Below are 24768 nucleotides of genomic sequence, written 5' to 3' on the forward strand. Positions count from 1 at the left end.
GCTCACTCGCTCGATTCGTTGGTTCATCGGGTGCCTTCGGCGTCCTGCCACGCGCGGGCGGCGACGAGTTCGGGGACGAGCGTCTCGGTGAGGAGACGGACATCATCGTCGTGGTCGCCGGGATAGCGCACCGTCGTGGTGGCGGCGGGGACCACGCCACCGACGCCGACCAGCGTGGTGTCGCGCGGCCCGGCCCACTCCGCCATCTGGTCCTCCCACGGCGAGCCCGCGAAGACGAGCATCCGCAGATCGGTGTTCTTCGTCCGGTACACGTCGACGTGGCTCCAGTCGCCCGTCTCACAGCCGGTGGCGGCGCGCCGGGGACCCTCGCGGAACATCAAGGCGCCCTGCTGGGCTGACGAGAGCCGGTGCGCGGGCGCACACAGATGGGTCTCGTCCGGTCCCAGCAGCAGGTCGGCGACCTCGGGCCGCCAGTCCGCCTCGGTGGACAACAACCAGTCGCTGGCACGCGCCGCCGCGCGCACGGTGTCCGCCAGGGCTGTGGTCGAGGTCCCGGTCAGGTGACACTCCAAGGCCAGGAACATCGCCAGCGTGTGCTGGAAACTGCGGCACGCGACCCCACCGGCCTCCCGTTCCGCCAGCAGGTCCACCGTCGCGCCGCAGGCCTCGGTGATGGGGGATCCGGCGGTGTTGGTCACCGCCACCACTGTGGCCGTGGGATCGATGCGGGTCAGCGCATCAAGGGTTTCCACCGACGCGCCCGAGGCGGAGGTCGCCACCACCACGGCGCCGGATCCCCAGGCGGGCAGCAGCGCAGTCGAGGCGATATCGGAGACGGCGACCACCCCGCGGGCGCGCAGGCGGGCGGCGGCGACCCCACCGGCGTAGGCCGAGGAGCCCATGCCGAGGAACACGACACGCTCCGCACCGGCCGGCACCACCTCAGCCCACGGGTTGCCCGCGGCCAGGGTGTCCGCGAGCGCGTCGAGCACCTCCGGCTTGCGGGCCAGGTCGCCGGCGAACTCGTGGGGTTTCACAGCGGGTCACCTTTCAACAGTGCCGGCAGCGCGGCATCGGGGACATACATCCAGCGCGGAAGATGTTTTGCGGCATAGATGATTTCACGTAGGACTTGTTGCAGGCGAAACGCCGGGACCGCTCCGGCGGAGAACAGCTGTTGCTGACCGGCAGCGGCGAGTCGGGTGGTGTACGCGTCGAGGAAGGCGGCCCGCGCCGCCGCGTCGATACGGTGCAGACGTGCCGGATCGAGGTCATGGTGTCGGGCGGCCACGATCGCGACGTGAGCGAAGGACTGCAGCATACCGGCGACGTCCACGGCCGCAGGCACCGGAAGTACCCGTTGCCACGGCGGCAGTACCGGGTTCCCGTCGAAATCGGTGATGACGAAGCGCTGGCCGGCACTGCGCAGGACCTGACCGACATGAAGGTCGCCGTGCGCGTCGAAAATCGGGACCCCGACGAGATCGCCGATACGCTCCAGCAGGGCGGTGACCTCGGTGCCGTACTCGGCCAACACCGCAGCACCGGTGTTGTCGGCCAATAGCGTTGCGGTGCGGAGAGTTTCGAAGGCGCCTTCGCGCCATCGGCGAGCATCGTCGGCGGTGGAGGTGGTCGCCGTCGCAGCCAGCGCCAGGTGTAGGTCGCCCACCGCCGCACCGACGGTGGCGCACGCGGCCGCGACGTCGGTGGCATCGTCGGTGCGTGCTCCGGCGACGAACAGGTCCACGGCCCAGGTCCAGCCGTCGACAGCACCGGGCAGATAGCCGGTCACGGTGGCGACCAGGGTCTCGGCGCCGGCGTCGGGCCGCCAGGTGACCAGGCCCCAGGGTGGCGGCATCGCGGGGAAGCCGGCGGCGGTCAGCGCGGACAACCGCGGTACGGCGGGGTGGGGGCCGGGTTCCAGGTGCGTCGACCACTTCACGACGGCCGCATCACCCACGATGACCGATTCGTTGGTCTGGTCGACGGTGATGGGGCGTTCGCCGTGCGGCTGCTGCCCTGCAATCCACGAGATGACGGTGAAGCGTCCTCGCTCGGACCGGCCCTCCGTTGCGGTGAGCAGCGTGATCAGCGCTTCGGCCACGCCGTCGCCGGCGGTCGCACGCCGCCATCCGTCGTGATCGGTGACCACGGGCACGGCGGACCCCCCGGCGTCGTGGGAGATCACGGCCAGGGCGCGACCCGCGCCGAGGTCGAGCAGATCCGTCGGAGTCAGGTCCACGGTCAGGGCGCTGTCGCGGTCTGCGCCCGTCCGATGCGCTCGATGACATCGGCTGCCACACTCAGTCCGTCCCGGTCGCGCACGGCGTCGCCGATGGCGGCCACCCGCTCGCGCATCTCGGTATCGGCCAGGACCCGATCGAGTGCGGCGATCAGTTCGTCGTCGCGGAAGTGGTAGGTGTCCAGGCGGATGCCCAGCGCGAGTTCGTCGATGCGCTGGGCGTTCTCGTACTGATCCCAGAACAGCGGCAGCACGACGAGCGGCTTGCCGAAATGGAGCGCCTCGGTGGTGGTGTTGTTGCCGCCGTGCGAGATCACGGCATCCACCAGGGGGATGATCCTGGTCTGCGGCAGCATCTGCGCCCCGACCATATTGTCGGCGAGCACGATCTTGTCCGCCTGCGGCCCCTTGCTGACGATGAACCGGTGCGGAGTCCGGGCCAGCACGTCGATGAGCCGCTGCATCAACGAGACATCAGCTGAGCCAAGGGATCCGAGGGACAGGAAGATCAGGGAACTGCCGTCCGGCCGGTCCGCCACGGCGGCGGGCAACTCGTAGTCCTCGTCGGTCTCGCGGACGCTGGAATCCAGTCGGGTCCAGGACCCGTCGAGGGGCCGGCGGTCGGTGTAGTCGGCCTCGGCGGGGTAGACGTACAGATTTCCGGCGTTGTCGCGCGGCATGAACTCCAAGTCGGGCAGCGCGCCGGCGCCCTGGGCCTGCACCCAGGCGTCGAAATCCGCCCAGAGTGGGCGCAGCACTCGGTCGAACTCCGCGCGGTAGGCACCCCACTGCGAGCGGTCATCACTGGGCAGGCCCGAGAAGGGCGGCGGCACATCGGCTCCCGGCACTTCGAGAGGGCTACACGACACGATCCGCACGAACGGTTTACCGGCGGTCACCAGAGCCGGGAAGATCACCACGTTGTCTTCCACGATCACATCCGGCCGATGCTTGGCGATGATCTCGCGCAACCGCGGTTCGCAGTATTTCGCCCCGTCGATGAGGGCCTGGTAGGTGGGCAGGATGAAGGTCTCGAGCTGCTCGATGGTCGGCTTCGCGAACTCGGGGGAGGTCTCGGCGATGAAGTCGGTCCAGAACTGACCGGCGTCGTCCCCACCGCCGTCCGCGGCGGGCTCGGCCAGGTCCACGAGTTCCTCGATGAACCCGTAGCGTTCGATCTTTCCGGCCCATGACGATTCCGCCGCGAACACGATGGTGTGTCCGCGATCGCGGAGTTTGGCCGCGACGCCGATGCACTGGTTGGTGGGCCCGTATGCCGATTCGGGCCAGAACATGACGGTCAACGGAGCGGTCATCGGTCATTCCTTTCGGGAGTGCTCACGCCTGCGCGCGCGGAAGAGGATGGCCGGTGGCCACCCGTGCGTAGTCGAGGATCAATTCGGTCGCAGCCTCGGCGTCGATGCTGGGATGACGGGCCACCATGCGGTAGCCGTAGGCGTCCTCGAGCGCGACGATATTGCGGGCAACCGTCTGCGACGGTGACGCCAGCGTGAACGCCCCTTGTGCGGCACCGGATTCCAGGATCACCTGATACATCGCCACCTGCCGGTCGTACAGCGCGGTGAGCAGCACCGCGTAGGACGGATACCGGGCCGCGGCGCCACCGAGTTCGCACAGGAGTTTGACGGCGGGATCGTCGGAATCGACCGGCAGACCGGATTCGATCGTCAGGACCAGCCGCCGGTCCGGCTCGGCGATACCCTCGATCGCTCGCAGGCGCTCGTCGTAAAAGCGTTCCATGCCGGCACGATTGGCCTCCACCAACAACGTCTGGACGTCGGGGAAGTGATAGAGCACCGCACCCGAGGTCAGTCCGGCCTCCGCCGCGACCTGCTTCAACTGGACATCGGCCCCGTGCTTCATCACCGCACGCTGGGCGGCGTGGAGCAGCTTCACGCGTCGCTCCGTGCGGCTCACCATGGCTGCACACCTCCTCGGCATACGTTTCGGGTCACTCTGCCAGACCGCGCCGGATCTGGTCGTGTTTTCTGAATTGTGCATCAAGTTTTGATGACGTGCAGGCTATGAACTGGATTTTTACCTGTTGCGAAACCTGAACTGCGATGCAACTATCTTTCTGCGGTCCCGGTCGAGGCCGATTCTCCAGATCTGGAACAGCACCGTGAGGGCGCCGACGATCACCGATCAGCACGCACATGTCGCGGCTCGGTATCTGCCTTCCGCAAGCAGAGGGGTATGCGAATGAGCGCGGGACGATTCCATCGAGGCCTGCGGGTCGAGGGATCAGGCGGAGGCCGGACCCTGTACAACCCGGCGACCGGGGAGTCGACGGCGATCGTCTCCGAGGCGACTGCCGACGAGGCGGCGCTGGCGGTTTCGGCTGCCGCCGAGGCATTTCCGGCGTGGTCGCGACGGACCGCAGGGGAGCGGGCACGGTTGATTCTGCGATGGGCGGACCTGATCGACACCCACGTCGAGGAACTCACCGGCCTCGAGGTCGCCGAGACCGGTAAACCCGCCGCGGTCTTCCGGGATGGCGAACTTCCGTTCGGCACCGACAATCTGCGGTTCTTCGCCGGGTCGGCCCGATCGCTGGAGGAGACCGGAGCCGGTCTGTTGAGCGAGGGCTACACGTCGATGGTCATCCGCCGTCCCGTCGGGCCGGTGGTGGGTATCGCGCCGTGGAACTTCCCGATGATCATGGGGCTGTGGAAGATCGGACCGGCGATCGCCGCGGGTAACACGATCGTGGTCAAGCCCGCGCCGACGACGCCGAGCAGCACGCTGCGCATCGCCGAACTGGCCGTAGAGGCCGGCATCCCGGCCGGTGTGCTGGAGGTGGTGACCGGCGATGACCAGGTGGGTGCGGCGCTGGTCGCCGATGAGCGCGTGCAGCTGATCTCGATCACCGGTTCGACCCGGGCGGGGCGGCACGTGATGGCGACCGCGGCCACCCGTGGGGCGCGGGTGCATCTGGAACTCGGCGGGAAGGCGCCCTGTCTGGTGTTCGAGGATGCCGACCTTGCTGCAGCGGCGCACGGTATCGCCATGGGAGCGACCTACAACTCCGGCCAGGACTGTACGGCGGCCACCCGGGTGTACGCGCACGAGTCCGTCTTCGACGAGTTGGTGGAACGGATAGCCGCACAGTTCAACAGCATTCGGGTCGGCGACCCGCGCAGCACGGACACCGATATCGGTCCGCTGATCAGCGTCGAGCATCGGGACCGGGTGCACGGATTCGTCGAGCGCGCAGTGGCCGCCGGTGCGACGGTGCACGCCGGTGGCGAGATTCCCGACGGCCCCGGGGCCTACTATCCGCCAACGCTCCTCACCGGCGCGGCGCAATCCTCGGAGATCGTCCAGGACGAGGTCTTCGGGCCGGTGTTGGTCGCCTTGCCGTTCCGCACCGAACAGGAGGCGATCGCCCTGGCCAACGACTCGGCCTACGGACTGGCTTCCTCCGTCTGGACGGTCGACGGGGCCCGCGGACTCCGGGTGGCGCATGCGATGGAGGCGGGGGTGACCTGGGTCAACGATCATCTGCCCATCGCCTCCGAGGCCCCGCACGGTGGGGTCAAGGCCAGCGGCTTCGGCAAGGACATGAGCCACGCGGCGGTGGCCGAATACACCGTCGCTCGCCACGTCATGGTCAAGCACGCACCGCGCTCGGCGAACGACTCGTTCCGCCCCGCCTGACCTGGACGTAATCGCCAGATAGTCAACAACATTCACGTCACCCACCGGAGGTCCAGTTAGATGACGACAAACGACAACGCGGTCGCCGCGCCGGCGCCCGACGAGGTGCTGCCGCGCAAGATGCGCTGGTTCGACGGATTCGCCATGGCCATGACCATGCCCGCCGCGCTGGTGGCCACCCTCGGCGCGTCGATCGCCGGGCTCGGCGGGTGGGGCGCGGCGGTGCTGTGGGCCCTCTCGATGATCATCTCGCTCGGCGTCAACTGGATCTACACGGAGCTGGCCGCCATGTTCCCCGAGGCGTCGGGGGGTATCGCCGGCTACGCCGCCGAGGCCTGGAAGAGTCGCGCGCCCTGGCTCGCACCGCTGGCCGGCGTCGGCTACTGGCTGCCGTGGGGATCGAACCTGGCCACCTACGGCGCCTTCACCGGCCTGCTGGTGCAGTCACAGTGGTTCCCCGACCAGCAGTGGAGTTTCGACGCCGGCCCGCTGCACCTGAACTTCCCGATCCTGGTCGGGCTGGCCGTCATCTTCATCCTGTACGGCATCAACGTGATCGGGGTGCGCGTCACCATGGCGTTCGTCTACGTGACCGCCGCGATCCTGATGATCCCGCTGGCAGTCTTCATCATCTTCCCGCTGTTCAACTCCGACTGGGCCCCGATGGATCTCACCTGGAAACTGCACGGGCTGGAAGGTCTGCACACGGCCATCGTGTGGCTGTACGTGATGGCCTGGACGACACTGGGTGTGGAGGTCTGCGCGACGTTCGCCTCCGAATACCGGGACCCGGTCAAGGACACCTCGCGGGCGATCCGGGCCTCCGCGTTGTTCTGCCTGGGCGTGTTCTTCCTCGTGCCGCTGACCCTGGGCGGGTTCGCCGGCGAGTCGGCCGTCGAGGCCGATCCCGCCACCTTCTTCGTCGGCAGCTTCTCCAAGCTGACGGGCGCCGGGGCGAGCGTCATGGTGCTCTGTCTCATCGCCTCTCTGGTGCTGGTCATGCTGACCTCGGTCGCCGACGCCTCCCGCGTGCTGTTCAACATGGGTAAGGAAGGGGTCACCGTGCGGGCCGTCGGAAAGCTGAACCGACGCGGCGTGCCGATTCGCGCCCTCAACGTCATGCTGGTGCTGAACATCGTTCTGCTGGTGGTCCTTCAACAGCCGCTGGCCATCATCGTCACCGGAAATCTGGGCTACATCCTGGCTCACGTGCTGGCGGTCGCCGGATTCGCCGTACTGCGCAAGGACCGCCCGAATGCCTTGCGGCCCATCCGGTTGCCGCGTGCGTTCGTGCCGCTGTCGATCGGCCTGGCGGTGCTGCTGGCCATCATGCTGGTGGTGGGCGCGACCGGCTTCTCCATCACCGGCTACGGCGGCATCCTCGAGCTGGGGATCGCCGTCTCGATCCTGGCCGGCGGCGTGGTGCTGTGGTGGTTCGTCCAGCGCCGCGACCGCGCCGACGTGAAACCCTGATCAGTCAACGCCTTCCAGAGTGACCGCCATCCGGGTCGCCGTCAGCTCCGAATAGCAGTTGTCGGTGTTGATCTGGCGGCAGGGTTGCCGTCGTTGGCGAAGGAGGTAGTACGGGTATGAACATGCTGGCGCGGGCGGCGGCGAGCGCTGCCGTCTTACTGGCGGTTTCGGGTGTCACCGGGGCGGTCGCCGCAGCGGAGCCCGGTGCCGATCTGGTCGGACCGGGGTGCGCGGATTACGCTAAACAGGTTCCGTCCGGACCGGGTTCGGTGGCGGGAATGGCGCAGGATCCTGTCGCAGTCGCCGCTTCGAACAACCCCCTGCTGACCACGTTGACCGCTGCGGTATCCGGCAAGTTGAACCCGGATGTCAATCTCGTGGACACCCTCAACGGTGGCCAATTCACCGTGTTCGCGCCCGTCGATACGGCGTTCGCCAAGGTCGACCCGGCGACCATCGACCGGCTCAAGGTCGACGCACCCCTTCTGACCAGCGTGCTGACCTATCACGTGGTGCCCGGCCAGATCAGTCCGCGCGACCTTGTCGGCACCCATCACACGGTCCAGGGGGCGCCGCTGACCGTGACCGGCACGCCGAACGACGTGAAGGTCGACGGTGCGTCCGTGGTGTGTGGAGGCGTGCACACCGCCAACGCCACGGTGTACCTGATCGACACCGTGCTGATGCCGCCCGCCTGACGTCCAGCGACGGGCGGCCGGAAACCGTTGTCGCGGTGTTGTTCTGGGACGAGAACCCGGAACACCACCGCGGCTCGCACCCGATGGGGCGGGTGAGTTCCGCATCACACTGCGGGAGTTGTCGTTTGGAACCGGCGTCGGCGGGGTAACTCGACGCTGAGGAAGCTGTCCTCGCGGTGCCGCTCAAGGGCGAAGCGATCCGCGCTGTGAGAGCGAGCATGAAGAGGAGTTCACAGATGCGGGGGTTCGCTCTGCCCGAGAGCCGTGAGACGCAGGTGTCTGCGGATCGGATACTCCGTCCCGGAGATACCTGCTGGCGCATCGCGCGCGCCGATCGGTACGCGCCGATAGTCGACGGTGCCGACTATCTACGGCACGTGAAGGCGGCGATGCTGCGGGCCCGCCACCGGATCATCTTGGTCGGGTGGGACGTGGATTCCCGAATGCCTTTCGAGGCGGAGGATCTCACGCTGCCCGGCCCGAACCACCTGATGACGTTTCTGCATGCCCTGCTGTGGCAGCGGCCGGAACTGCAGGTGTACTTGCTGAAATCGAATCTGCGTCTGCTCCGCGCGTTCGACCCCTACTGGTTCGGGCCCATCCCCACCGCGTGGCTCAATCGCCTCACCTCGTCGAGGCTGCATTTCGCCGTCGACGGCGCCCATCCGCTCGGAGCGGTCCACCACCAGAAGATCGTCGTCGTCGACGACACGGTGGCCTTCTGTGGCGGTATCGATCTCACCCTCGGGCGATGGGACACCCGCAGTCACGAACCGGACGCCCCGGGTCGGCGGGCATCCGGCGAACCCTACGGACCGCGCCACGAGGTTGCCGCGGTGGTCGACGGACCCGCAGCGCGCGTCCTGGCCCGGCAAGCCCGGGACCGCTGGCAGGCGGCCACCGGGCAAGAACTGCCCGTGCTGTCGGCCCGAACGTCGGCGTGGCCGCGGGGGTGCGCACCCGCATTGCGCGCCGTCGAGGTCGGGGTGGCACGCACGCTGCCGGCTATGCCCGGCAGCGACGAGGTCCGTGAGGTCGAGGCCTTGAACCTCGCCGCAATCGCGACGGCCCGGCACGTCATCTACCTGGAGAACCAATACCTCGCCGCACGGGGCCTGGCGGAAGCCCTGGCGACGCGTCTACGCGAGCCGGATGGGCCTGAGGTGATCATCGTGCTGCCCCGCAGCTCCGAGAGCCGGCTGGAGCAGGGGTCGATGGACAGCGCCCGAGAACGTCTGGTGCGCTTGCTGTGGGATGCCGATGAGCATGGTCGGCTGGGCATCTACTGGCCGGTGACCAAGGGCGGCGTCTCGGTGTACGTGCACTCCAAGGTGATGATCGTCGACGATCGCTTCCTGCGCATCGGCTCGTCCAACCTGAACAACAGGTCGCTGGGATTCGACAGCGAATGCGACCTCGCGCTGGAAGCGTGGGCCGACGACCGCGACGACATTCGCCGCCACATCGAGCACATGCGCGACGATCTGCTGGCCGAACACCTCGGTGTGTCGGTGGACGCCGTACGTTCCGAGGCGGCACAGCGGCAGTCGACCGTGCAGGCGGTCGAGGCGCTCCGCGGAACCGGGCGCTCCTTGCGCAAGTTCACCGAGTTCATGGTGGCCGCGGATGCCGGACCGTTCGCCGAGAACGACCTCATGGATCCCGACCACGTGCCCGCCTCCTTGGCGCAGACGCTGTGTTCGACGACCATCGCCGCGATGCTGTGGCCGCTGACGCAGGCCGCGCCGGGGCTGTGGTCGACGATCCGTGCCATCACCGAGCAGGTCCGCACCTTCGCGCCTGACCTGGAGAGAATGAGGACAGGCACCGTGGACTGACCGCGAAGGCTCAGGACTGGGGTACGGGTTCGGCGTCCATGTCGTACACCCGGGCATGCAGCACCGTGCGGTTGCGCAGCGCGGCCCGCACCGCGCGGTGTAACCCGTCCTCCAGGTAGATGACGCCCTGCCAGCGGACCGCATGCGGGAACAGGTCGCCGTAGAACGTCGAGTCCTCGGAGAGCAGACGGTCCAGCGCCAGCACGGTGGTGGTGGTGACCAATTCGTCCAGCCGGATCTGGCGGGGCGGGATCTGGGACCACTGCCGATACGACAGGCCATGTTCGGGATACGGCTTGCCGTCGCGAACTCCTTTGAAGATCACCGGCGGGCTCCCATTCGACTGAGGTTAGTGCCACCCGGCGCGCGATGTCCTTGCCAACGTGAATACCCGCTGTTGGTCGCCGTAAAATGGGACGAAGACCGTTACCGAAGGGCAGGTGAACAGTGGGTAGTGCCGACGACCGCCGCTTCGAGGTGCTGCGTGCCATCGTCGCCGACTTCGTGACCACCAAGGAACCCATCGGTTCCAAGTCGCTCGTCGAGCGCCACAATCTCGGGGTGTCCAGCGCGACCGTCCGCAACGACATGGCGGTGCTGGAGTCCGAGGGGTACATCGCCCAGCCGCACACGAGTTCGGGCCGGGTCCCCACCGAGAAGGGCTACCGCGAGTTCGTGGACCGTCTCGATGATGTGAAGCCACTGTCGGGCAGTGAGCGGCGCGCCATCCTGCAGTTCCTGGAATCCGGGGTGGACCTCGACGACGTGCTGCGCCGCGCGGTGCGGTTGCTGGCGCAGCTGACTCGGCAGGTCGCCATCGTGCAGTACCCGATGCTGTCCGCATCCACGGTGCGCCACCTCGAGGTTGTCGCCCTGACCCCGGCGAAGTTGCTGCTGGTGGTGATCACCGACAGCGGCCGGGTCGATCAGCGGGTCGTCGAACTGGGTGACGCCATCGACGAACACGAACTGTCGCAGCTGCGGGAGCGCCTCGGCGGCGCTCTGGAGGGCAAACCGCTGGCCACGGCGTCGATCGCGGTGGCTGACCTGGCCGGCACCTTGGACGGTCACGGCGGGCTGGGTGACGCCATCGGGCGAGCTGCCACGGTGCTGGTCGAGACGCTGGTCGAGCACACCGAGGAACGGCTGGTGCTCGGCGGCACCGCCAACCTCACCCGCAATACCGCGGACTTCGGTGGATCACTGCGTTCGGTGCTGGAGGCGCTGGAAGAGCAGGTGGTGGTGCTGCGGCTGCTCGCCGCGCAACAGGAAGCCGGTAAGGTCACGGTGCGTATCGGGCACGAGACCGAGGCCGAACAGATGGCCGGGACGTCGGTGGTGAGCACGGCGTACGGCAGTTCGGGCAAGGTATTCGGCGGCATGGGTGTGGTCGGTCCCACTCGGATGGACTATCCGGGAACTATCGCGAATGTCGCCGCAGTTGCTCTCTACATCGGCGAGGTTTTGGGCACCCGGTAGAGGACGGCCGCAAACGGGCGGCATGAAAGAGGTTGTACGTGGCACGCGATTATTACGGTCTGCTCGGCGTGAGCAAAGGCGCCAGCGATTCGGAGCTGAAGCGCGCCTACCGCAAGCTGGCGCGCGAGCTACATCCTGACGTCAACCCCGATGAGTCGGCGCAGGCGCGGTTCAAAGAGATCAGCATCGCCTACGAGGTGTTGTCGGATCCGGAGAAGCGCCGCATCGTCGATCTGGGCGGGGACCCGATGGAGAACGGCGCCGCCGGTGCGGGTGCGGGTGGCTTCGGCGGTTTCGGGGGCCTCGGCGATGTGTTCGAGGCGTTCTTCGGGGGCGGTGGCGGTTCGCGCGGCCCGATCGGCCGGGTGCGCCCCGGCTCGGATTCCTTGCTGAGGATGCGCCTGGACCTCGCCGAGTGCGCCACGGGAGTGACCAAGCAGGTCACCGTCGACACCGCCGTGCTGTGCGACCTGTGCCAGGGCAAGGGCACCAATGGCAACTCCACCCCGGTCACCTGCGACACCTGCCACGGCCACGGCGAGGTGCAGACGGTGCAGCGCTCACTGCTCGGTCAGGTGATGACGTCGCGGCCGTGCCCGGTGTGCGGCGGCGTCGGCGAGGTGATCCCCGACCCGTGTCACCGCTGCGCCGGTGACGGCCGCATTCAGGCCCGACGCGAGGTCAGTGTGAAGATCCCCGCGGGGGTCGGCGACGGTATGCGTGTGCGGCTGGCGGCTCAGGGGGAGGTCGGCCCCGGTGGCGGCCCGGCCGGTGACCTCTATGTCGAGGTGCACGAGCAGCAGCACGACACCTTCGTCCGCGACGGTGACGATCTGCACTGCACGGTGTCGGTCCCGATGTTCGACGCGGCGCTGGGCACCTCGGTCACCGTCGAGGACATCCTGGGTGGGGCGACGGAGATCACCATCGCCCCGGGCACGCAGCCCGGCTCGGTGACCACGCTGCGCGGCCACGGCATGCCGCACCTGCGGTCCGGGGTGCGCGGAAATCTGCACGCTCACATCGAGGTGCTCATCCCGACGCGTCTGGACAGCACCGACACCGACCTGCTGGGCAAACTCAAGGCGCACCGGGCCCGGGATGTGGCCGAGGTGCGGTCCGCTCACGGCAATGCCAACTCGAACGGCGGCCTGTTCAGCCGGCTGCGGGAAACCTTCTCGGGGCGCTGAGCAGATCGCGCATGAGTGGAGCCGCGCGTGAGTAGAGCGCTCTTCTACGTCGACGTGCTGCCTGAGCCGGGGGCGATCGCCGTGGTCGACGGTGACGAGGGCCACCACGCGGCCACGGTGCGCCGGTTCCGTCCGGGCGAGGAACTCGATCTCGGCGACGGCGCCGGAACGACGGCCCACTGTGTCGTCGAGGAGGCCGGCAAGGGCATGTTGGCGGCCCGGGTGCTGACCACCACGCGGGTGCCGGCACCGGTGCCGCCGGTCACCGTCGTGCAGGCACTGCCGAAATCCGAGCGCTCCGAACTGGCGATCGAACTGGCCACCGAGGCGGGCGCGGACGCGTTCGTGGCGTGGCAGTCGCAGCGGTGCGTGGCTCGATGGGACGGCTCCGCCAAGGTCGACAAGGGCCTGCGCCGGTGGGCCGCGGTCGCCCGCTCGGCAGCGCGGCAGTCCCGGCGGGCCTTCATCCCGACCGTGGACGGTGTGCTGAGCACGGCACAGCTGGCCGGCCGGATCGGCGGCCTGACCCTGGTCCTGCACGAGTCCGCGACCGTGCCGCTCGCCGATCTGGGTGTCGCACAAGCGGACTCGGTGACACTCGTCGTGGGTCCGGAAGGCGGGATCACCGATGAGGAGGTCGCGACGCTGACCGAGGCGGGTGCCGTCGCGGTCCGGCTGGGGCCGACCGTGCTGCGGACGTCGAGCGCGGCCGCGGTGGCCCTCGGCGCGCTCGGTGTGCTGACCCACCGGTGGGACGTGTAGCGGATAAATTCCGGACGTTTCCGCGGGGAAACATCCGGCACACGCGGCCGTGATGTCGCCTTCGTAGCGTCGCGGCATGGCAACCACCATCGACCCCCCACAGAGCGAAATGGTCCGGCTGGCCAACAAGCCGCCGTGGTACACCTCCCTGTTCGTCCAGCTGCTGGTGGCGATCGTCGCGGGCATCCTGATCGGCTGGCTGTGGCCCGAGGTCGGTGGCGCACTCAAACCGCTGGCCGACGGGTTCATCAAGCTCATCAAGATGCTCATCGCCCCGATCATCTTCTGCACGGTGGTGCTCGGTATCGCTCACGTCGGCGACCTGAAGTCGGTGGGCCGGATCGGGGTGAAGGCGCTCATCTACTTCGAGGCGGTGACGACCTTCGCGCTCCTCTTCGGTCTGGTGGTCGGCAATCTGATGAAGCCCGGTGCCGGGTTCGCCATCGATGCGCAGACCCTGGCCACCGGCGCCGAGGCGGTGGCCAAGAAGACCAGCAACGGCGAACTGCCGCACACCGTCCAATTCCTGCTCAACATCATCCCGACGTCGGTGGTGTCGGCCTTCGCGGAGAACGCCCTGCTGCAGGTGTTGTTCTTCGCGGTGCTGTTCGGCCTGGCGTTGGCGAAGTTCGGGGAGACCGGGCCGCCGGTGATCCTGGAGTTCGTCGACCACATGAGCCATATCTTCTTCACCATCATCGGCTGGGTGATGCGGCTGGCCCCCCTCGGTGCGTTCGGCGCGATGGCCTACATCATCGGGCAGTACGGCATCGGCTCACTGGCCAGTTACGGGAAGCTGATCGCCGCCTGCTACCTGGCCGCGCTGCTGTTCATCCTCATCCTCGGCGCGATCGCGAAGATCTTCGCCGGGGTGAACCTGTGGAAGTTCGTCGTCTATATCAAGGACGAGCTGTTCCTGGCGCTGGGCACGGCGTCCACCGAGGTGGTGCTGCCGCGCATCATGACCAAACTGGCCAACGCCGGGTGTTCGCGCACCACCACGGGTCTGGTGGTGCCGACCGGGTATTCGTTCAACCTCGACGGCGCCACGCTGTACCTGTCGATCTGTGTGCTGTTCCTGGCGCAAGCGCTCGGCGTCGATCTGAGCCTGGGCGAGCAGATCACCGCGGTGCTGGTGCTCATGCTCACCTCGAAAGGAATGGCGGGAGTGCCCGGTTCGTCGTTCCTGGCCCTGTCGGCGACGGTTGCGGCCATCGGGCACGGTGCGATCCCGGTGGCCGCGGTCGCGCTGTTGCTGGGGGCCGACCGCATCATGGACTCGATGCGCGTATCGGTGAACCTGCTGGGCAACTGTGTGGCGACGTTCGTCGTCGCCAACTGGGAGGGCCAGCTCGACAAGGACCGCATGCGCAGGGTGTTGGCGGGTGAGGACGTCGAACCGTTGGAGGACGCCCTCGAACCGGTGGCCGTGCCGGTGGGCCCTGCCGATCGGGTGTGAGACATCGGGTGTGAGAAGGAGCCCCGTTCCGGCGCTGCGTGAAACGAGTCACTCCTGGTCAATCTTTTGAATTAACCGGAATGAAACATCCCATCTTTCCCGTTCTTCCTTGCGTACCGGCACGGGGATGCCGGTGGACGAAGAGGAAGAAGTACAGAGATGAAGAAGTTCGGTTTTGCCAGTGTGATCGCCGCCGGTATGGCCACCGCCGTCCTGGGTCTTGCGGGCCCGGCGCAGGCCGATGTCGCGCACAACGACTGGGTACATCAGAACGGCCAGAACGCCACCGCTCCGCAGGTGGACACCACGGTGCATCAGAGCCACTGACACCACAACTGTCGTTGAGGGCCACCCCGGTGCCGGGGTGGCCCTCAACCGTTGGGTGAGGTCATGGCCGGCGCTAAACTGTGAGCACCGACTCCAGAGCACAGGAAGCAGGCACGAAACACCACGTGACGCCCCGCGAGACGACCGCTGACACGCCCTCCCGGCAGGTGCGCAGCAGCATCACAGTTCCGCCCGACGCTGTCGTGGGCCTGCTCGGTTCCGCCGACGAGAACCTGCGCGCCCTCGAATCGCTGCTCACCGCTGATATCCACGTGCGTGGCAACGCCGTCACGCTCTCGGGGGACCCCGCCGATATCGCGCTGGCCGAGCGGGTGGTCGGCGAACTCGTCGCTGTGCTGGCCGCCGGTCAGCCGCTCAATCCCGATGCGGTGCGCCGCAGCGTCTTGATGATGACCGGTGAATCGGACGCCTCGCCCGCCGAGGTGCTGACACTGGACATCTTGTCCCGGCGCGGCAAGACCATCAGGCCCAAGACCCTCAACCAGAAGCGGTATGTGGACGCGATCGACGCCCACACCATCGTGTTCGGTATCGGTCCCGCGGGCACCGGCAAGACCTATCTGGCGATGGCCAAAGCGGTCGCGGCGCTGCATGCCAAACAGGTCAACCGGATCATCCTGACCCGTCCCGCGGTCGAGGCCGGTGAGCGCCTGGGCTTCCTGCCGGGCACGCTGAGCGAGAAGATCGACCCGTACCTGCGCCCGCTGCTGGACGCGCTGCACGACATGATGGACCCGGAGGTCATCACCAACCTGCTTGCCTCGGGTGTCATCGAGGTGGCGCCGCTGGCGTTCATGCGCGGCCGCAGCCTCAATGACGCCTACATCATCCTCGATGAGGCACAGAACACCACGGCCGAGCAGATGAAGATGTTCCTCACCCGGCTCGGCTTCAACTCGAAAATGGTTGTCACCGGCGATATCACGCAGGTCGACCTGGGCGGTGGCCAGGCCTCGGGCCTGCGCGCGGCGATGCACATCCTCGATGACATCGACGATATCCACTTCGCGGAGCTCACCAGTGCCGATGTCGTTCGGCACCGGCTGGTCTCGGAGATCGTGGATGCCTATGCGCGCCATGACGATCCGGGCATGCTGAACCGTGCGCAACGCCGCTCGTCGAACGGGCGGCCGCGGCGATGAGCGACGCTCGCGGAGCGAATCAACGGGCGGCATGCGGGACCCGAGCCTGCGAGGGAACAGCATGAGTATCGAGGTCTCCAACGAATCCGGGTACGACGTCTCCGAGGAAGAACTCATCAGCGTTGCCCGCTTCGTCATCGGTCAGATGGACGTCAACCCGGCGGCCGAACTGTCGATGGTGCTGCTCGACACCGCGGCCATGGCCGATCTGCACATGCGCTGGATGGATCTGCCCGGTCCCACCGACGTGATGAGCTTCCCGATGGATGAGCTCGAACCGGGTGGGCGGCCCGACGCCGCCGAACCCGGTCCGTCCATGTTGGGCGATATCGTGCTGTGCCCGGAGTTCGCGGCCAAACAGGCCGAGCAGGCGGGGCATTCGCTGGGGCAGGAGCTCGCGCTGCTGACGGTGCACGGTGTGCTTCATCTGCTCGGCTACGACCACGCCGAGCCCGATGAGGAGAAAGAGATGTTCGCCCTGCAGCGACGCCTGCTCGAGGAGTGGGTGGCCGACCAGGTGCAGACCTACCGTCAGGACGTCCAGACCGAGAAGGATCGCCGGCTGCTCGACAAGTCGCGATACTTCGACACGCCGTGACCGGTCTTGCGGCGCTGTTCGGGGCGATCGTCCTGGTCGGCGTGGGCGGGCTTTTCGCCGCGGTCGATGCCGCGGTCAGCACGGTGTCCATCGCGCGGGTCGACGAGATGGTGCGCGAGGAGCGCCCGGGGGCCACCCGTCTGGCTCAGGTGATCGACGACAGGCCCCGGTACATCAATCTCGTGGTGTTGTTGCGGATCGCCTGCGAGGTGAGTGCGACCGTCCTGTTGGTCTCCTATCTGGATGGCTACCTCGGTGTCGGCTGGGGGCTGGTGGCAGCCGCCGGCATCATGGTGGTGGTCAGCTTCGTCGTCATCGGTGTCGGACCCCGCACCGTCGGGCGGCAGAACGCCTACAGCATCGCGCTGGCTGCGGCGCTTCCCCTGCAAGCGATTTCGGTGTTGCTCACCCCGATCAGCCGGGTGCTGGTGTTGATCGGCAACGCTCTGACGCCGGGCCGTGGCTTCCGCAACGGGCCGTTCGCCTCCGAGATCGAGCTGCGCGAGGTGGTCGACCTGGCCCAGCAGCGCGGTGTGGTGGCCGACGACGAGCGCAAGATGATCCAGTCCGTCTTCGAGCTGGGCGACACCCCGGCCCGCGAGGTGATGGTCCCGCGCACCGAGATGGTGTGGATCGAGGGAGACAAGACCACGTCGCAGGCCACCTCCCTGGCCGTGCGCAGCGGGCACTCCCGGCTGCCCGTGATCGGCGAGAACGTCGATGACGTGGTGGGCGTCGTGTATCTCAAAGACCTGGTACAGCACTCGTATTCGGCGGGCGACGAGCTGGACACCCGGGTCGGCGATCTGATGCGCCCCGCGGTGTTCGTGCCCGATTCCAAACCGCTGGACACCCTGCTGCGCGAGATGCAACGCGACCGCAATCACATGGCGCTCCTGGTCGACGAGTACGGTGCGATCGCCGGTCTGGTCACCATCGAGGATGTGCTCGAGGAGATCGTCGGCGAGATCAACGACGAGTACGACGCAGATGAGGTCGCACCGTGGGAACAGGTGGGCGACAAGCAGTTCCGGGTGTCGACCCGGCTGCCCATCGAGGATCTCGCCGAGTTGTACGAGGACCTGGAAATCGATGAGGACCTTGAGGTCGACACCGTCGGTGGTCTGTTGGCGCACGAACTGGGCCGCGTCCCGTTGCCCGGCTCCGAGGTCACCTGGGACGGCCTGCGCCTGCGGGCCGAGGGCGGGGCCGATCATCGTGGCCGGGTTCGGATCGGCACCGTGCTGATCAGCCCCGTGAAGACAGAGGAGCATTCCGCACATGAGTCTTGACGTTGAGGACAACAAGTTGGTGGTGCTGGCCCGCGGGGCGATGGGCCGCTCCGAAGCCTCCGAAGGTGCGGCGGTGCGCGACCTGGACGGTCGGACCTACGCCGGCGCCCCTGTCGGTCTGGCCGCGCTGCCGCTGACCGCCCTGCAGGCCGCCGTGGCCGCGGCGGTGTCCAGTGGTGCGGCCGGCCTGGAGGCTGCGGTGCTGGTGGGTGGTTCGGCGCAGGATGCCGGTGTCGCCGCGGTACGCGAGCTGTCGCCGGACGCGGCCGTCATCGTCACCGACCGTGCCGGGAACCCGCTATGAGTGACGAATTCCGGTCCGGCTTCGTCTGTTTCGTCGGTCGTCCGAACACCGGCAAGTCGACGCTGACCAACGCCCTGGTCGGCCAGAAGGTGGCCATCACCTCGAACCGCCCGCAGACCACCCGGCACACCATCCGCGGCATCGTGCACCGGGAGAACTTCCAGATCATCCTGGTCGACACCCCGGGTCTGCATCGGCCCCGGACCCTGCTCGGCCAGCGGCTCAACGACCTGGTCAAGGACACCTACTCCGAGGTCGACGTGATCGGGCTGTGCATCCCCGCCGATGAGAACATCGGCCCCGGCGACCGGTGGATCTACGAACAGATCCGCGCCGTGGCACCCAGAACCAAGCTCGTCGCCATCGTCACCAAGATCGACAAGGTCGCCAAAGAGCGGGTGGCCGCACAGCTGATGGCCGTCAGCGAGCTGGTCGGTCCGGACGCCGAGATCGTGCCGGTGTCGGCCACCGCCGGCGAGCAGCTCGACGTGCTGACCAATGTGTTCGTCGGCCTCCTGCCGCCCGGCCCCGCCTACTATCCCGACGGCGAACTCACCGACGAGCCCGAAGAGACCTTGATGGCCGAGCTCATCCGGGAGGCCGCGCTGGAAGGGGTGCGCGACGAGCTGCCGCACTCGCTGGCCGTCGTCATCGAGGACATCGAGGAAAGGCCGGGGCGGGAAGACGGCAACGCCCTCATCGACGTACGCGCCATCCTCTACGTGGAGCGCGACAGCCAGAAGGGCATCGTGATCGGTAAGGGCGGTGCCCGGCTGCGCGAGGTCGGCACGGCGGCGCGCACGCAGATCGAGAAGCTGCTCGGCACAAAGGTGTATCTGGATCTGCGGGTCAAGATCGCCAAGAACTGGCAGCGCGACCCGAAACAGCTGGGGCGCTTGGGTTTTTAGCTATCCCGGGATGCCGTAGACCGCGACGACGACGCTTCGGTCCAGGCTGTTGAGCGACCAGACGCCCATCTGGGTGTTGGCGCAGTTGCTCATGATCGCCATGTAATCGGGACGGTAGTACCACTGGTTCATGATCTCGATGCCGTTGATGGCGAGCGCCGGGTTGATCGCGACGGTCTGCGAGACGGTGCCCTTGTAGCCGGCCGCGGCGGCACGGGACTGCGGGGTGGAGCCGTCCGAGCCCAGATCGCCGTCCAGCGCCCGGTTGTTGAGCACATCGTTGGCGTGCCATTCCGCCGCCAGCTGCAATTGCGGGTTCTTGGTGACGTTGTTGGTGCAGCCGGCCTGATGCTGAATGGTGTAGACGTTGGCGATCACGCTGTTGTTGAGCCGGATGTTGTCGGCGTTGGCGGTCGGCGCCGTGAGCACCGCGCCGGCAACGAGGGCCAGTACGGGCAGGGTGCGGGCACCGACACTGATTGCGGACATGGTCACAGAGATTACTGCAGCGTGGGAGTCGCCCACCACGGTTCGGGCTGCTTGGTCATCCAGCCACTGATCGCCTCCAGCTCCGCGGCCAGCGAAATGAGCAAGGGTTCGCTGCCCTCGGGGCCCATCAGCTGCACCCCGATCGGCAGTCCGTCGGCGGTGAACCCCGCCGGCACGTTGATCGACGGCCAGCCCAGCAGGTTCCATGGCCAGGTCACCGGGCAGGCGGCGATCATCGCCCGGTCGGTGGCCAGGCTGCCGCGTTCGTCGTAGTCGTGGATGCGCGGTGGCGGCAGCGCGGTGGTGGGGGCGAGCACGACGTCGGCGATGTTGAAGATCCAGCCCACCCGCTGCTGGGCCTCGGCCTCCGCGGCCCGCGCCTTACGCAACACATGCTCGGACAGCAGTCGGCCCGTGCGCATATTGCTCACGGTGCGTCTATCCCACTGGACACCGGGCCCGAGGCGGTAACCCCAGTCCAGGAGCCCGGAGGTGGACCGGGACAGGAAGTTCCACGACATCTTCAGTCCGTAGTTCGGGTCGGCTTCATCGACACGGTGCCCGAGTTGCTCCAGGTGGGTCGCCACCTCACGCAGCGCGGCATCGATCTCCGGATGGAGCTGGGCGCGGAAGAAGGTGAACGGGAACTTGGTGGACAGCGCGATCCGCAGGGAACCGGGGGCCTGGCCGATGTGCTCCGAGGCCCGGATCGGTTCGGGTTTGTGCAGGTCGCCGTCGGCATTGCCGGATGCGGCGTCGAGCACGATCGCGGCGTCGGTGACGGTGCGGGCCAGGACGCCGTTGACGGTGATGCCGTTGAACGCTTCGGGCAGGGGCCAGGTGGAGATGCGGCCACGCTGCGGTTTGATGCCCACCAGATGGGTCCACGCGGCCGGGATCCGCACACTGCCCGCACCGTCGGAGCCGATGGCCGCGGTGACCAGGCCCGCGGCCACGGCCGCCGCACTGCCGCCCGAGGAGCCGCCGGGGCTGTGTTCGCGTGACCATGGGTTTCTGGTGTGCCCGAAGCCGGGGCCACTGGTGAACGGCCACTGGCCGAGCTCGCAGGTGTTGGTCTTGCCGACGATGATCGCACCGGCCGCCCGCAGGCGGCGTACCACCTCGGCGTCCGCGGTGGCCACCGGTACCTCGCCGCGGGTGCCGAAGCGGGTCGGGACGCCGGCGACGTCCACATCGTCCTTCACGGCGATGGGCACTCCGAGGAGTGGAAGATGTTGTCCCGCAGCGCGTTTACGATCCGCGGCGATGGCCTCGGAGAGCGCGGTATCGGTCAGCACCACGCGGAACGCATTGAGCGCGGGCTGGCTGGCCTCGATCGCGTCCAGGGACTGGCGTACCAGTTGTTCCGAGGTGGTGGCGCCGCTCGCGAGGCGGTAGAGCTGTTGGGTGAGGGTGGGTAGTTTCGGGGTGGGATTCGGGGTCGGAGAAGCACTGCTGGGTAGTTTTGGGGTGGCTGCCATGGCAATTTCGAGAATATCCGGCGTTGCGTCCCGGCCGGTGTCGGCACGCGATGGAAGACTGTCCCGATGCGGTTGTACCGGGATCGAGCTGTCGTGCTGCGTCAGCACAAGCTCGGCGAGGCCGACCGCATCGTCACCCTGCTCACCCGCGAGAACGGTGTGGTCCGTGCCGTCGCCAAAGGGGTGCGCCGGACCCGCAGCAAGTTCGGGGCCCGGCTGGAACCGTTCGCGCACATCGACGTTCAACTGCATCCCGGCCGCAACCTCGACATCGTCACCCAGGTGCAGTCCATCGACGCGTTCGCCGTCGACATCGTCAACGATTACGGCCGCTACACGTGTGCCTGCGCGGTGCTGGAGACCGCCGAACGGCTGGCCGGCGAGGAGCACGCTCCGGTGCCGGAGTTGCACAGCCTGACGGTGGCGGCGCTGCGGGCGGTCGCGGCGGGCAGGCGGCCGCGGGAGCTGGTGCTGGACTCCTATCTGCTGCGGGCCATGGGTATCGCGGGCTGGGCCCCGGCGCTGGCCGAATGTGCACGGTGCGCGACTCCCGGGCCGCACCGGGCCTTCCACATCGGCGCGGGCGGCAGTGTGTGCGTGCACTGCCGGCCGTCGGGTTCGGCGACCCCGGCGCAGGCGGTGCTGGATCTGATGGTTGCGCTGCACGACGGTGACTGGGAGTTCGCGGAGGCCTCCACCTCGTCGCACCGCAGCCAGGCCAGCGGGCTGGTCGCCGCGCATCTGCAGTGGCACTTGGAGCGTCAACTGCGGACATTGCCGCTGGTCGAACGGGGTGATGAGCGCTGGCGCGAAGAGCAGAAGGCACATTATCGAATCGATAGCGCGGGCCTCGAACGTCGGGCAGAGGTGTTCGGGCAGGATATGGCGCATGGCATTGAACAGGGAAGGCAAGCGGGGCAAATCTCCGTACCCACAGCTCGCCCCGGCGCCTGACGACTATCCGGTCTTCCCGGACACGTCGACCTGGCCCGTGGTGTTCCCGGAGTTGCCGCCCCACACCAACGGCAAGTTCTCCCGTCCGCCGCAGCATCCGTCGAAGGCCGCCGCCCCGAAGATCCCGGCCGACCAGGTGCCCAACCACGTCGCGGTGGTGATGGACGGTAACGGCCGGTGGGCCACCCAGCGTGGGCTGGGCCGCACCGAGGGCCACAAGATGGGCGAGGCGGTGCTCATCGACATCACCTGCGGTGCGATCGAACTCGGTATCAAACATCTGTCCGTCTATGCCTTCTCCACGGAGAACTGGAAACGCAGCACCGAAGAGGTGCGCTTCCTGATGGGCTTCAACCGGGAGGTGGTGCGGCGGCGCCGGGAGAATCTGGACGCCATGGGGGTGAACATGCGCTGGGTGGGTTCGCGCCCGCGGATGTGGAGCAGCGTGATCAAGGAGTTCGACATCGCCGAGCAGATGACGGTCGGTAACGACGTCATCACCGTCAACTACTGCGTGAACTACGGCGGGCGCACCGAGATCGTCGAGGCCGCGAAGGCCATCGCCGAGGAGGCCGTCGCGGGCAAGCTGAATCCCTCACGCATCTCCGAGGCGACCCTGGCCAAGCATCTGCACCGCCCCGACATCCCGGATGTCGACCTGTTCATCCGGACCTCGGGAGAGCAGCGGGCCAGCAACTTCATGATCTGGCAGGCGGCCTACGCCGAGTACGTCTTCCAGGACAAGCTGTGGCCCGACTACGACCGTCGTGACCTGTGGGCGGCGTGCGAGGAGTACGTCAACCGCAACCGGCGTTTCGGTAGGGCCTGACGGTGGGGCTTTCCGGCGGGCTGGAGCGCGGCGACTCGGGGATGTCGTTGCAGCAGCGGTTGGCCGCCGTCGCCGAGGCGATCCTGCCCACCACCCATGAGGATGACGGTTCGCTCACCGTGCAGCACGACGGCACGTTCTCGTCGCTGCGGGTGGTGACCATCGCCGAGGGGCTGGACATGGTGGCGCTCACCCAGATGTTGGCCTGGGATCTGCCCTTGGACGCGAAACTTCGGGCGACGGTCGGCGAGCACGCGCACCAGACGCTGCTGGGCACGATATCGCTGACCGAGAAGGGCGCGGCGACGGGCGGTAATTCCCGCAAGCAGGCGGATGTGTTGCTGCGCTACAACTTTCCGGCGGCGGGCTTGACCGATGAGGCGCTCGGCACCCTGATCCTCATGGTGCTGTCCACCGGGGCCGACGTCCGGCGGGCGCTCCTAGGGTGAGCGCCGTCATCCGGATCGTGGCGGCCGTCGTGCTCGATGACCGCAATCATGTGCTGGTGGTCCGCAAACGCGGCACGACGGCGTTCATGCAGCCCGGCGGCAAGATCGAACCCGGGGAGACCCCGGTCGAGGCGCTGCGCCGCGAGGTCCGGGAGGAACTCAATGCCGGCATCGTCGAGGCATCCCTCACCTCGCTGGGGCATCACGATGCGGCCGCGGCCAACGAACCGGGTCACCGGGTGGCCGCCGACCTGTTCGTCGTCGGCCTCGACGGGCCACCGCAGCCGGGCGCTGAGATCGTCGAGATGGCATGGGTGGACCCGCACGCGCCGGGCGACCTCGAGCTGGCCCCGCTGACGCTTGGTGCGGTCCTGGAGTACGCCCGGGTCAGCTGACGGCGCAGGAACCGCACACCCCGAAGATCTCGATGGTGTGGCTGACGTCGGTGAAGCCGTGTTGGGCCGCGACCTGCTCGGCCCACACTTCGGCCGCTCCACCTTCGACCTCCACGGTGGACCCGCAGACCCGGCACACCAGGTGGTGGTGATGGTGATCGGAGCAGCGTCGGTACACCGATTCACCGGTGTCGGTGCGCAGCGTGTCGACCACCCCCGACGTGGCCATCGACTGCAGGGTCCGGTACACGGTGGTCAGCCCGATGTTCTCGCCGCGTTGCCGGAGTTCGTCGTGCAGTTCCTGGGCCGAGCGGAAGTCGTCGATGTTCTCCAGCAGCGCAGAGATGGCGGCCCGTTGCCGGGTGGCCCGCACGGGTGTATTCATGCCACGTCCTCTCCGGCGTGGGTGACTGCGGCCAGCACGATCTCCGCGAGGTGCTGGTCGACCAGGCGGTACATCACCTCTCGGCCGCTGCGCTCGCCGGCGACCACGCCGGCGGCTTTGAGGATGCGCAGGTGCTGGCTGACCAGGGGCTGCGGCACCTCCAGGGCGTCGACCAGTTCGTGTACGCAGCGCGCGGATTCGCGGAGCTGAAGCACCAGGGCGATGCGCACCGGGGCGGCCAGCGCCCGCAGCAGGTCGCCCGCGGTGTCCAGGATCTCCCGGGGTGGCAGCTCGGGAGACGGCGTCGCGGGGTGTTCGTGCTCGTGACCGGTAGTGGAAACGGTTTTCATTATGGAGTCAGATTACATGCATGTCTGCGCATGTCAACGCTTTCCGGGGACTCCCGCGGCG

Annotated in this window: 27 protein-coding genes; 18 read left to right on the plus strand and 9 right to left on the minus strand. The window is 67.7% G+C overall.

Features of this window, described 5'->3' with window-relative positions:
* Nucleotides 1-23: 23 nt before the first annotated feature.
* From FHU31_RS20520 to FHU31_RS20535, 4 genes are read right to left on the minus strand one after another with little or no spacing between them, the layout of a single operon-like run.
* Nucleotides 24-998: an SIS domain-containing protein gene (locus FHU31_RS20520; protein ID WP_167161962.1), complete on the minus strand. Its 975-nt coding sequence runs from the start codon at nucleotides 996-998 to the stop codon at nucleotides 24-26.
* Entirely contained in the window at nucleotides 995-2203 is a 1209-nt protein-coding gene (locus FHU31_RS20525; RefSeq protein WP_263987772.1) for a glucosamine kinase, read from the minus strand. Before FHU31_RS20525 ends, FHU31_RS20520 begins: the two co-directional genes overlap by 4 nt.
* 2 nt (nucleotides 2204-2205) lie before the next feature.
* Nucleotides 2206-3519, minus strand: coding sequence for a glycosyltransferase (locus FHU31_RS20530; protein ID WP_167161964.1), 1314 nt, complete (start codon nucleotides 3517-3519; stop codon nucleotides 2206-2208).
* 22 nt (nucleotides 3520-3541) lie between these two features.
* Nucleotides 3542-4120 (minus strand): TetR/AcrR family transcriptional regulator, encoded by a 579-nt coding sequence (locus FHU31_RS20535; protein WP_263987771.1) that lies wholly within the window; start codon nucleotides 4118-4120, stop codon nucleotides 3542-3544.
* 306 nt (nucleotides 4121-4426) lie between these two features.
* On the opposite strand from FHU31_RS20535, the gene FHU31_RS20540 reads away from it, so the two are divergent.
* The 4 genes from FHU31_RS20540 to FHU31_RS20555 all read left to right on the plus strand — a co-directional run bounded on the left by FHU31_RS20540 (nucleotide 4427) and on the right by FHU31_RS20555 (nucleotide 9893).
* Nucleotides 4427-5884: an aldehyde dehydrogenase family protein gene (locus FHU31_RS20540; protein ID WP_167161967.1), complete on the plus strand. Its 1458-nt coding sequence runs from the start codon at nucleotides 4427-4429 to the stop codon at nucleotides 5882-5884.
* Nucleotides 5885-5944: 60 nt separating this feature from the next.
* Nucleotides 5945-7357 (plus strand): APC family permease, encoded by a 1413-nt coding sequence (locus FHU31_RS20545; RefSeq protein ID WP_167161969.1) that lies wholly within the window; start codon nucleotides 5945-5947, stop codon nucleotides 7355-7357.
* A 116-nt stretch (nucleotides 7358-7473) separates the two neighbouring features.
* Nucleotides 7474-8055, plus strand: coding sequence for a fasciclin domain-containing protein (locus tag FHU31_RS20550; RefSeq protein WP_167161971.1), 582 nt, complete (start codon nucleotides 7474-7476; stop codon nucleotides 8053-8055).
* Nucleotides 8056-8291: 236 nt separating this feature from the next.
* Nucleotides 8292-9893 carry a phospholipase D-like domain-containing protein gene (locus tag FHU31_RS20555; protein WP_167161973.1) on the plus strand — a complete coding sequence of 534 codons (1602 nt, stop codon included), beginning with the start codon at nucleotides 8292-8294 and terminating at the stop codon, nucleotides 9891-9893.
* A 10-nt stretch (nucleotides 9894-9903) separates the two neighbouring features.
* Here FHU31_RS20555 and FHU31_RS20560 read toward each other — a convergent pair whose 3' ends face one another.
* Nucleotides 9904-10218 (minus strand): type II toxin-antitoxin system VapB family antitoxin, encoded by a 315-nt coding sequence (locus tag FHU31_RS20560; RefSeq protein WP_167161975.1) that lies wholly within the window; start codon nucleotides 10216-10218, stop codon nucleotides 9904-9906.
* 122 nt (nucleotides 10219-10340) lie between these two features.
* Between FHU31_RS20560 and hrcA the strand changes: the two genes are divergently transcribed.
* The 10 genes from hrcA to era all read left to right on the plus strand — a co-directional run bounded on the left by hrcA (nucleotide 10341) and on the right by era (nucleotide 19375).
* Entirely contained in the window at nucleotides 10341-11372 is a 1032-nt protein-coding gene (hrcA, locus tag FHU31_RS20565; RefSeq protein WP_167161977.1) for a heat-inducible transcriptional repressor HrcA, read from the plus strand.
* 38 nt (nucleotides 11373-11410) lie between these two features.
* Nucleotides 11411-12562: a molecular chaperone DnaJ gene (dnaJ, locus tag FHU31_RS20570; protein WP_167161979.1), complete on the plus strand. Its 1152-nt coding sequence runs from the start codon at nucleotides 11411-11413 to the stop codon at nucleotides 12560-12562.
* A 27-nt stretch (nucleotides 12563-12589) separates the two neighbouring features.
* Entirely contained in the window at nucleotides 12590-13324 is a 735-nt protein-coding gene (locus FHU31_RS20575) for a 16S rRNA (uracil(1498)-N(3))-methyltransferase (RefSeq protein WP_167161981.1), read from the plus strand.
* A gap of 76 nt (nucleotides 13325-13400) precedes the next feature.
* A complete protein-coding gene (gene dctA / locus FHU31_RS20580; RefSeq protein WP_167161983.1) occupies nucleotides 13401-14783 on the plus strand; it encodes a C4-dicarboxylate transporter DctA in 1383 nt (460 codons plus the stop codon).
* A gap of 159 nt (nucleotides 14784-14942) precedes the next feature.
* Complete coding sequence (locus FHU31_RS20585) at nucleotides 14943-15110, plus strand: hypothetical protein (protein ID WP_090353543.1); 168 nt, start codon at nucleotides 14943-14945, stop codon at nucleotides 15108-15110.
* A gap of 125 nt (nucleotides 15111-15235) precedes the next feature.
* Entirely contained in the window at nucleotides 15236-16273 is a 1038-nt protein-coding gene (locus tag FHU31_RS20590) for a PhoH family protein (protein WP_167161985.1), read from the plus strand.
* Between the two features lie 61 nt (nucleotides 16274-16334).
* Entirely contained in the window at nucleotides 16335-16871 is a 537-nt protein-coding gene (ybeY, locus tag FHU31_RS20595; RefSeq protein ID WP_090353976.1) for an rRNA maturation RNase YbeY, read from the plus strand.
* Nucleotides 16868-18163 (plus strand): hemolysin family protein, encoded by a 1296-nt coding sequence (locus FHU31_RS20600; protein WP_167161987.1) that lies wholly within the window; start codon nucleotides 16868-16870, stop codon nucleotides 18161-18163. Before ybeY ends, FHU31_RS20600 begins: the two co-directional genes overlap by 4 nt.
* Nucleotides 18153-18467 carry a cytidine deaminase-like protein gene (locus FHU31_RS20605; protein WP_167161989.1) on the plus strand — a complete coding sequence of 105 codons (315 nt, stop codon included), beginning with the start codon at nucleotides 18153-18155 and terminating at the stop codon, nucleotides 18465-18467. Before FHU31_RS20600 ends, FHU31_RS20605 begins: the two co-directional genes overlap by 11 nt.
* On the plus strand, nucleotides 18464-19375 hold the full coding sequence (gene era, locus FHU31_RS20610; protein WP_167161991.1) for a GTPase Era: 912 nt from the start codon (nucleotides 18464-18466) through the stop codon (nucleotides 19373-19375). Before FHU31_RS20605 ends, era begins: the two co-directional genes overlap by 4 nt.
* Here era and FHU31_RS20615 read toward each other — a convergent pair whose 3' ends face one another.
* Nucleotides 19376-19864 (minus strand): CAP domain-containing protein, encoded by a 489-nt coding sequence (locus tag FHU31_RS20615; protein WP_167161993.1) that lies wholly within the window; start codon nucleotides 19862-19864, stop codon nucleotides 19376-19378.
* An 11-nt stretch (nucleotides 19865-19875) separates the two neighbouring features.
* A complete protein-coding gene (locus tag FHU31_RS20620; RefSeq protein ID WP_167161995.1) occupies nucleotides 19876-21345 on the minus strand; it encodes an amidase in 1470 nt (489 codons plus the stop codon).
* Between the two features lie 66 nt (nucleotides 21346-21411).
* Here FHU31_RS20620 and recO point away from each other — a divergent pair, with 66 nt between their 5' ends.
* The 4 genes from recO to FHU31_RS20640 are packed head-to-tail and all read left to right on the plus strand — an operon-like array spanning nucleotide 21412 to nucleotide 23972.
* On the plus strand, nucleotides 21412-22299 hold the full coding sequence (gene recO / locus FHU31_RS20625) for a DNA repair protein RecO (protein WP_090353553.1): 888 nt from the start codon (nucleotides 21412-21414) through the stop codon (nucleotides 22297-22299).
* On the plus strand, nucleotides 22235-23128 hold the full coding sequence (locus tag FHU31_RS20630; RefSeq protein WP_090353554.1) for a decaprenyl diphosphate synthase: 894 nt from the start codon (nucleotides 22235-22237) through the stop codon (nucleotides 23126-23128). Before recO ends, FHU31_RS20630 begins: the two co-directional genes overlap by 65 nt.
* 41 nt (nucleotides 23129-23169) lie before the next feature.
* On the plus strand, nucleotides 23170-23577 hold the full coding sequence (locus FHU31_RS20635; RefSeq protein ID WP_167162909.1) for a hypothetical protein: 408 nt from the start codon (nucleotides 23170-23172) through the stop codon (nucleotides 23575-23577).
* A complete protein-coding gene (locus FHU31_RS20640; RefSeq protein WP_167161997.1) occupies nucleotides 23574-23972 on the plus strand; it encodes an NUDIX hydrolase in 399 nt (132 codons plus the stop codon). The genes FHU31_RS20635 and FHU31_RS20640 overlap by 4 nt, the downstream gene beginning before the upstream one ends.
* On the opposite strand, the gene FHU31_RS20645 is transcribed toward FHU31_RS20640, so the two are convergent.
* The gene (locus FHU31_RS20645; protein ID WP_167161999.1) at nucleotides 23965-24357 is read right to left on the minus strand and encodes a Fur family transcriptional regulator; all 393 of its coding nucleotides are present in this window, start codon (nucleotides 24355-24357) and stop codon (nucleotides 23965-23967) included. The genes FHU31_RS20640 and FHU31_RS20645 overlap by 8 nt on opposite strands.
* Nucleotides 24354-24707 (minus strand): ArsR/SmtB family transcription factor, encoded by a 354-nt coding sequence (locus tag FHU31_RS20650; protein WP_090353559.1) that lies wholly within the window; start codon nucleotides 24705-24707, stop codon nucleotides 24354-24356. The genes FHU31_RS20645 and FHU31_RS20650 overlap by 4 nt, the downstream gene beginning before the upstream one ends.
* Between the last annotated feature and the right edge of the window lie 61 nt (nucleotides 24708-24768).

Origin of the sequence: Mycolicibacterium fluoranthenivorans, from assembly GCF_011758805.1 — a bacterium.
GTDB lineage: Bacteria > Actinomycetota > Actinomycetes > Mycobacteriales > Mycobacteriaceae > Mycobacterium > Mycobacterium fluoranthenivorans.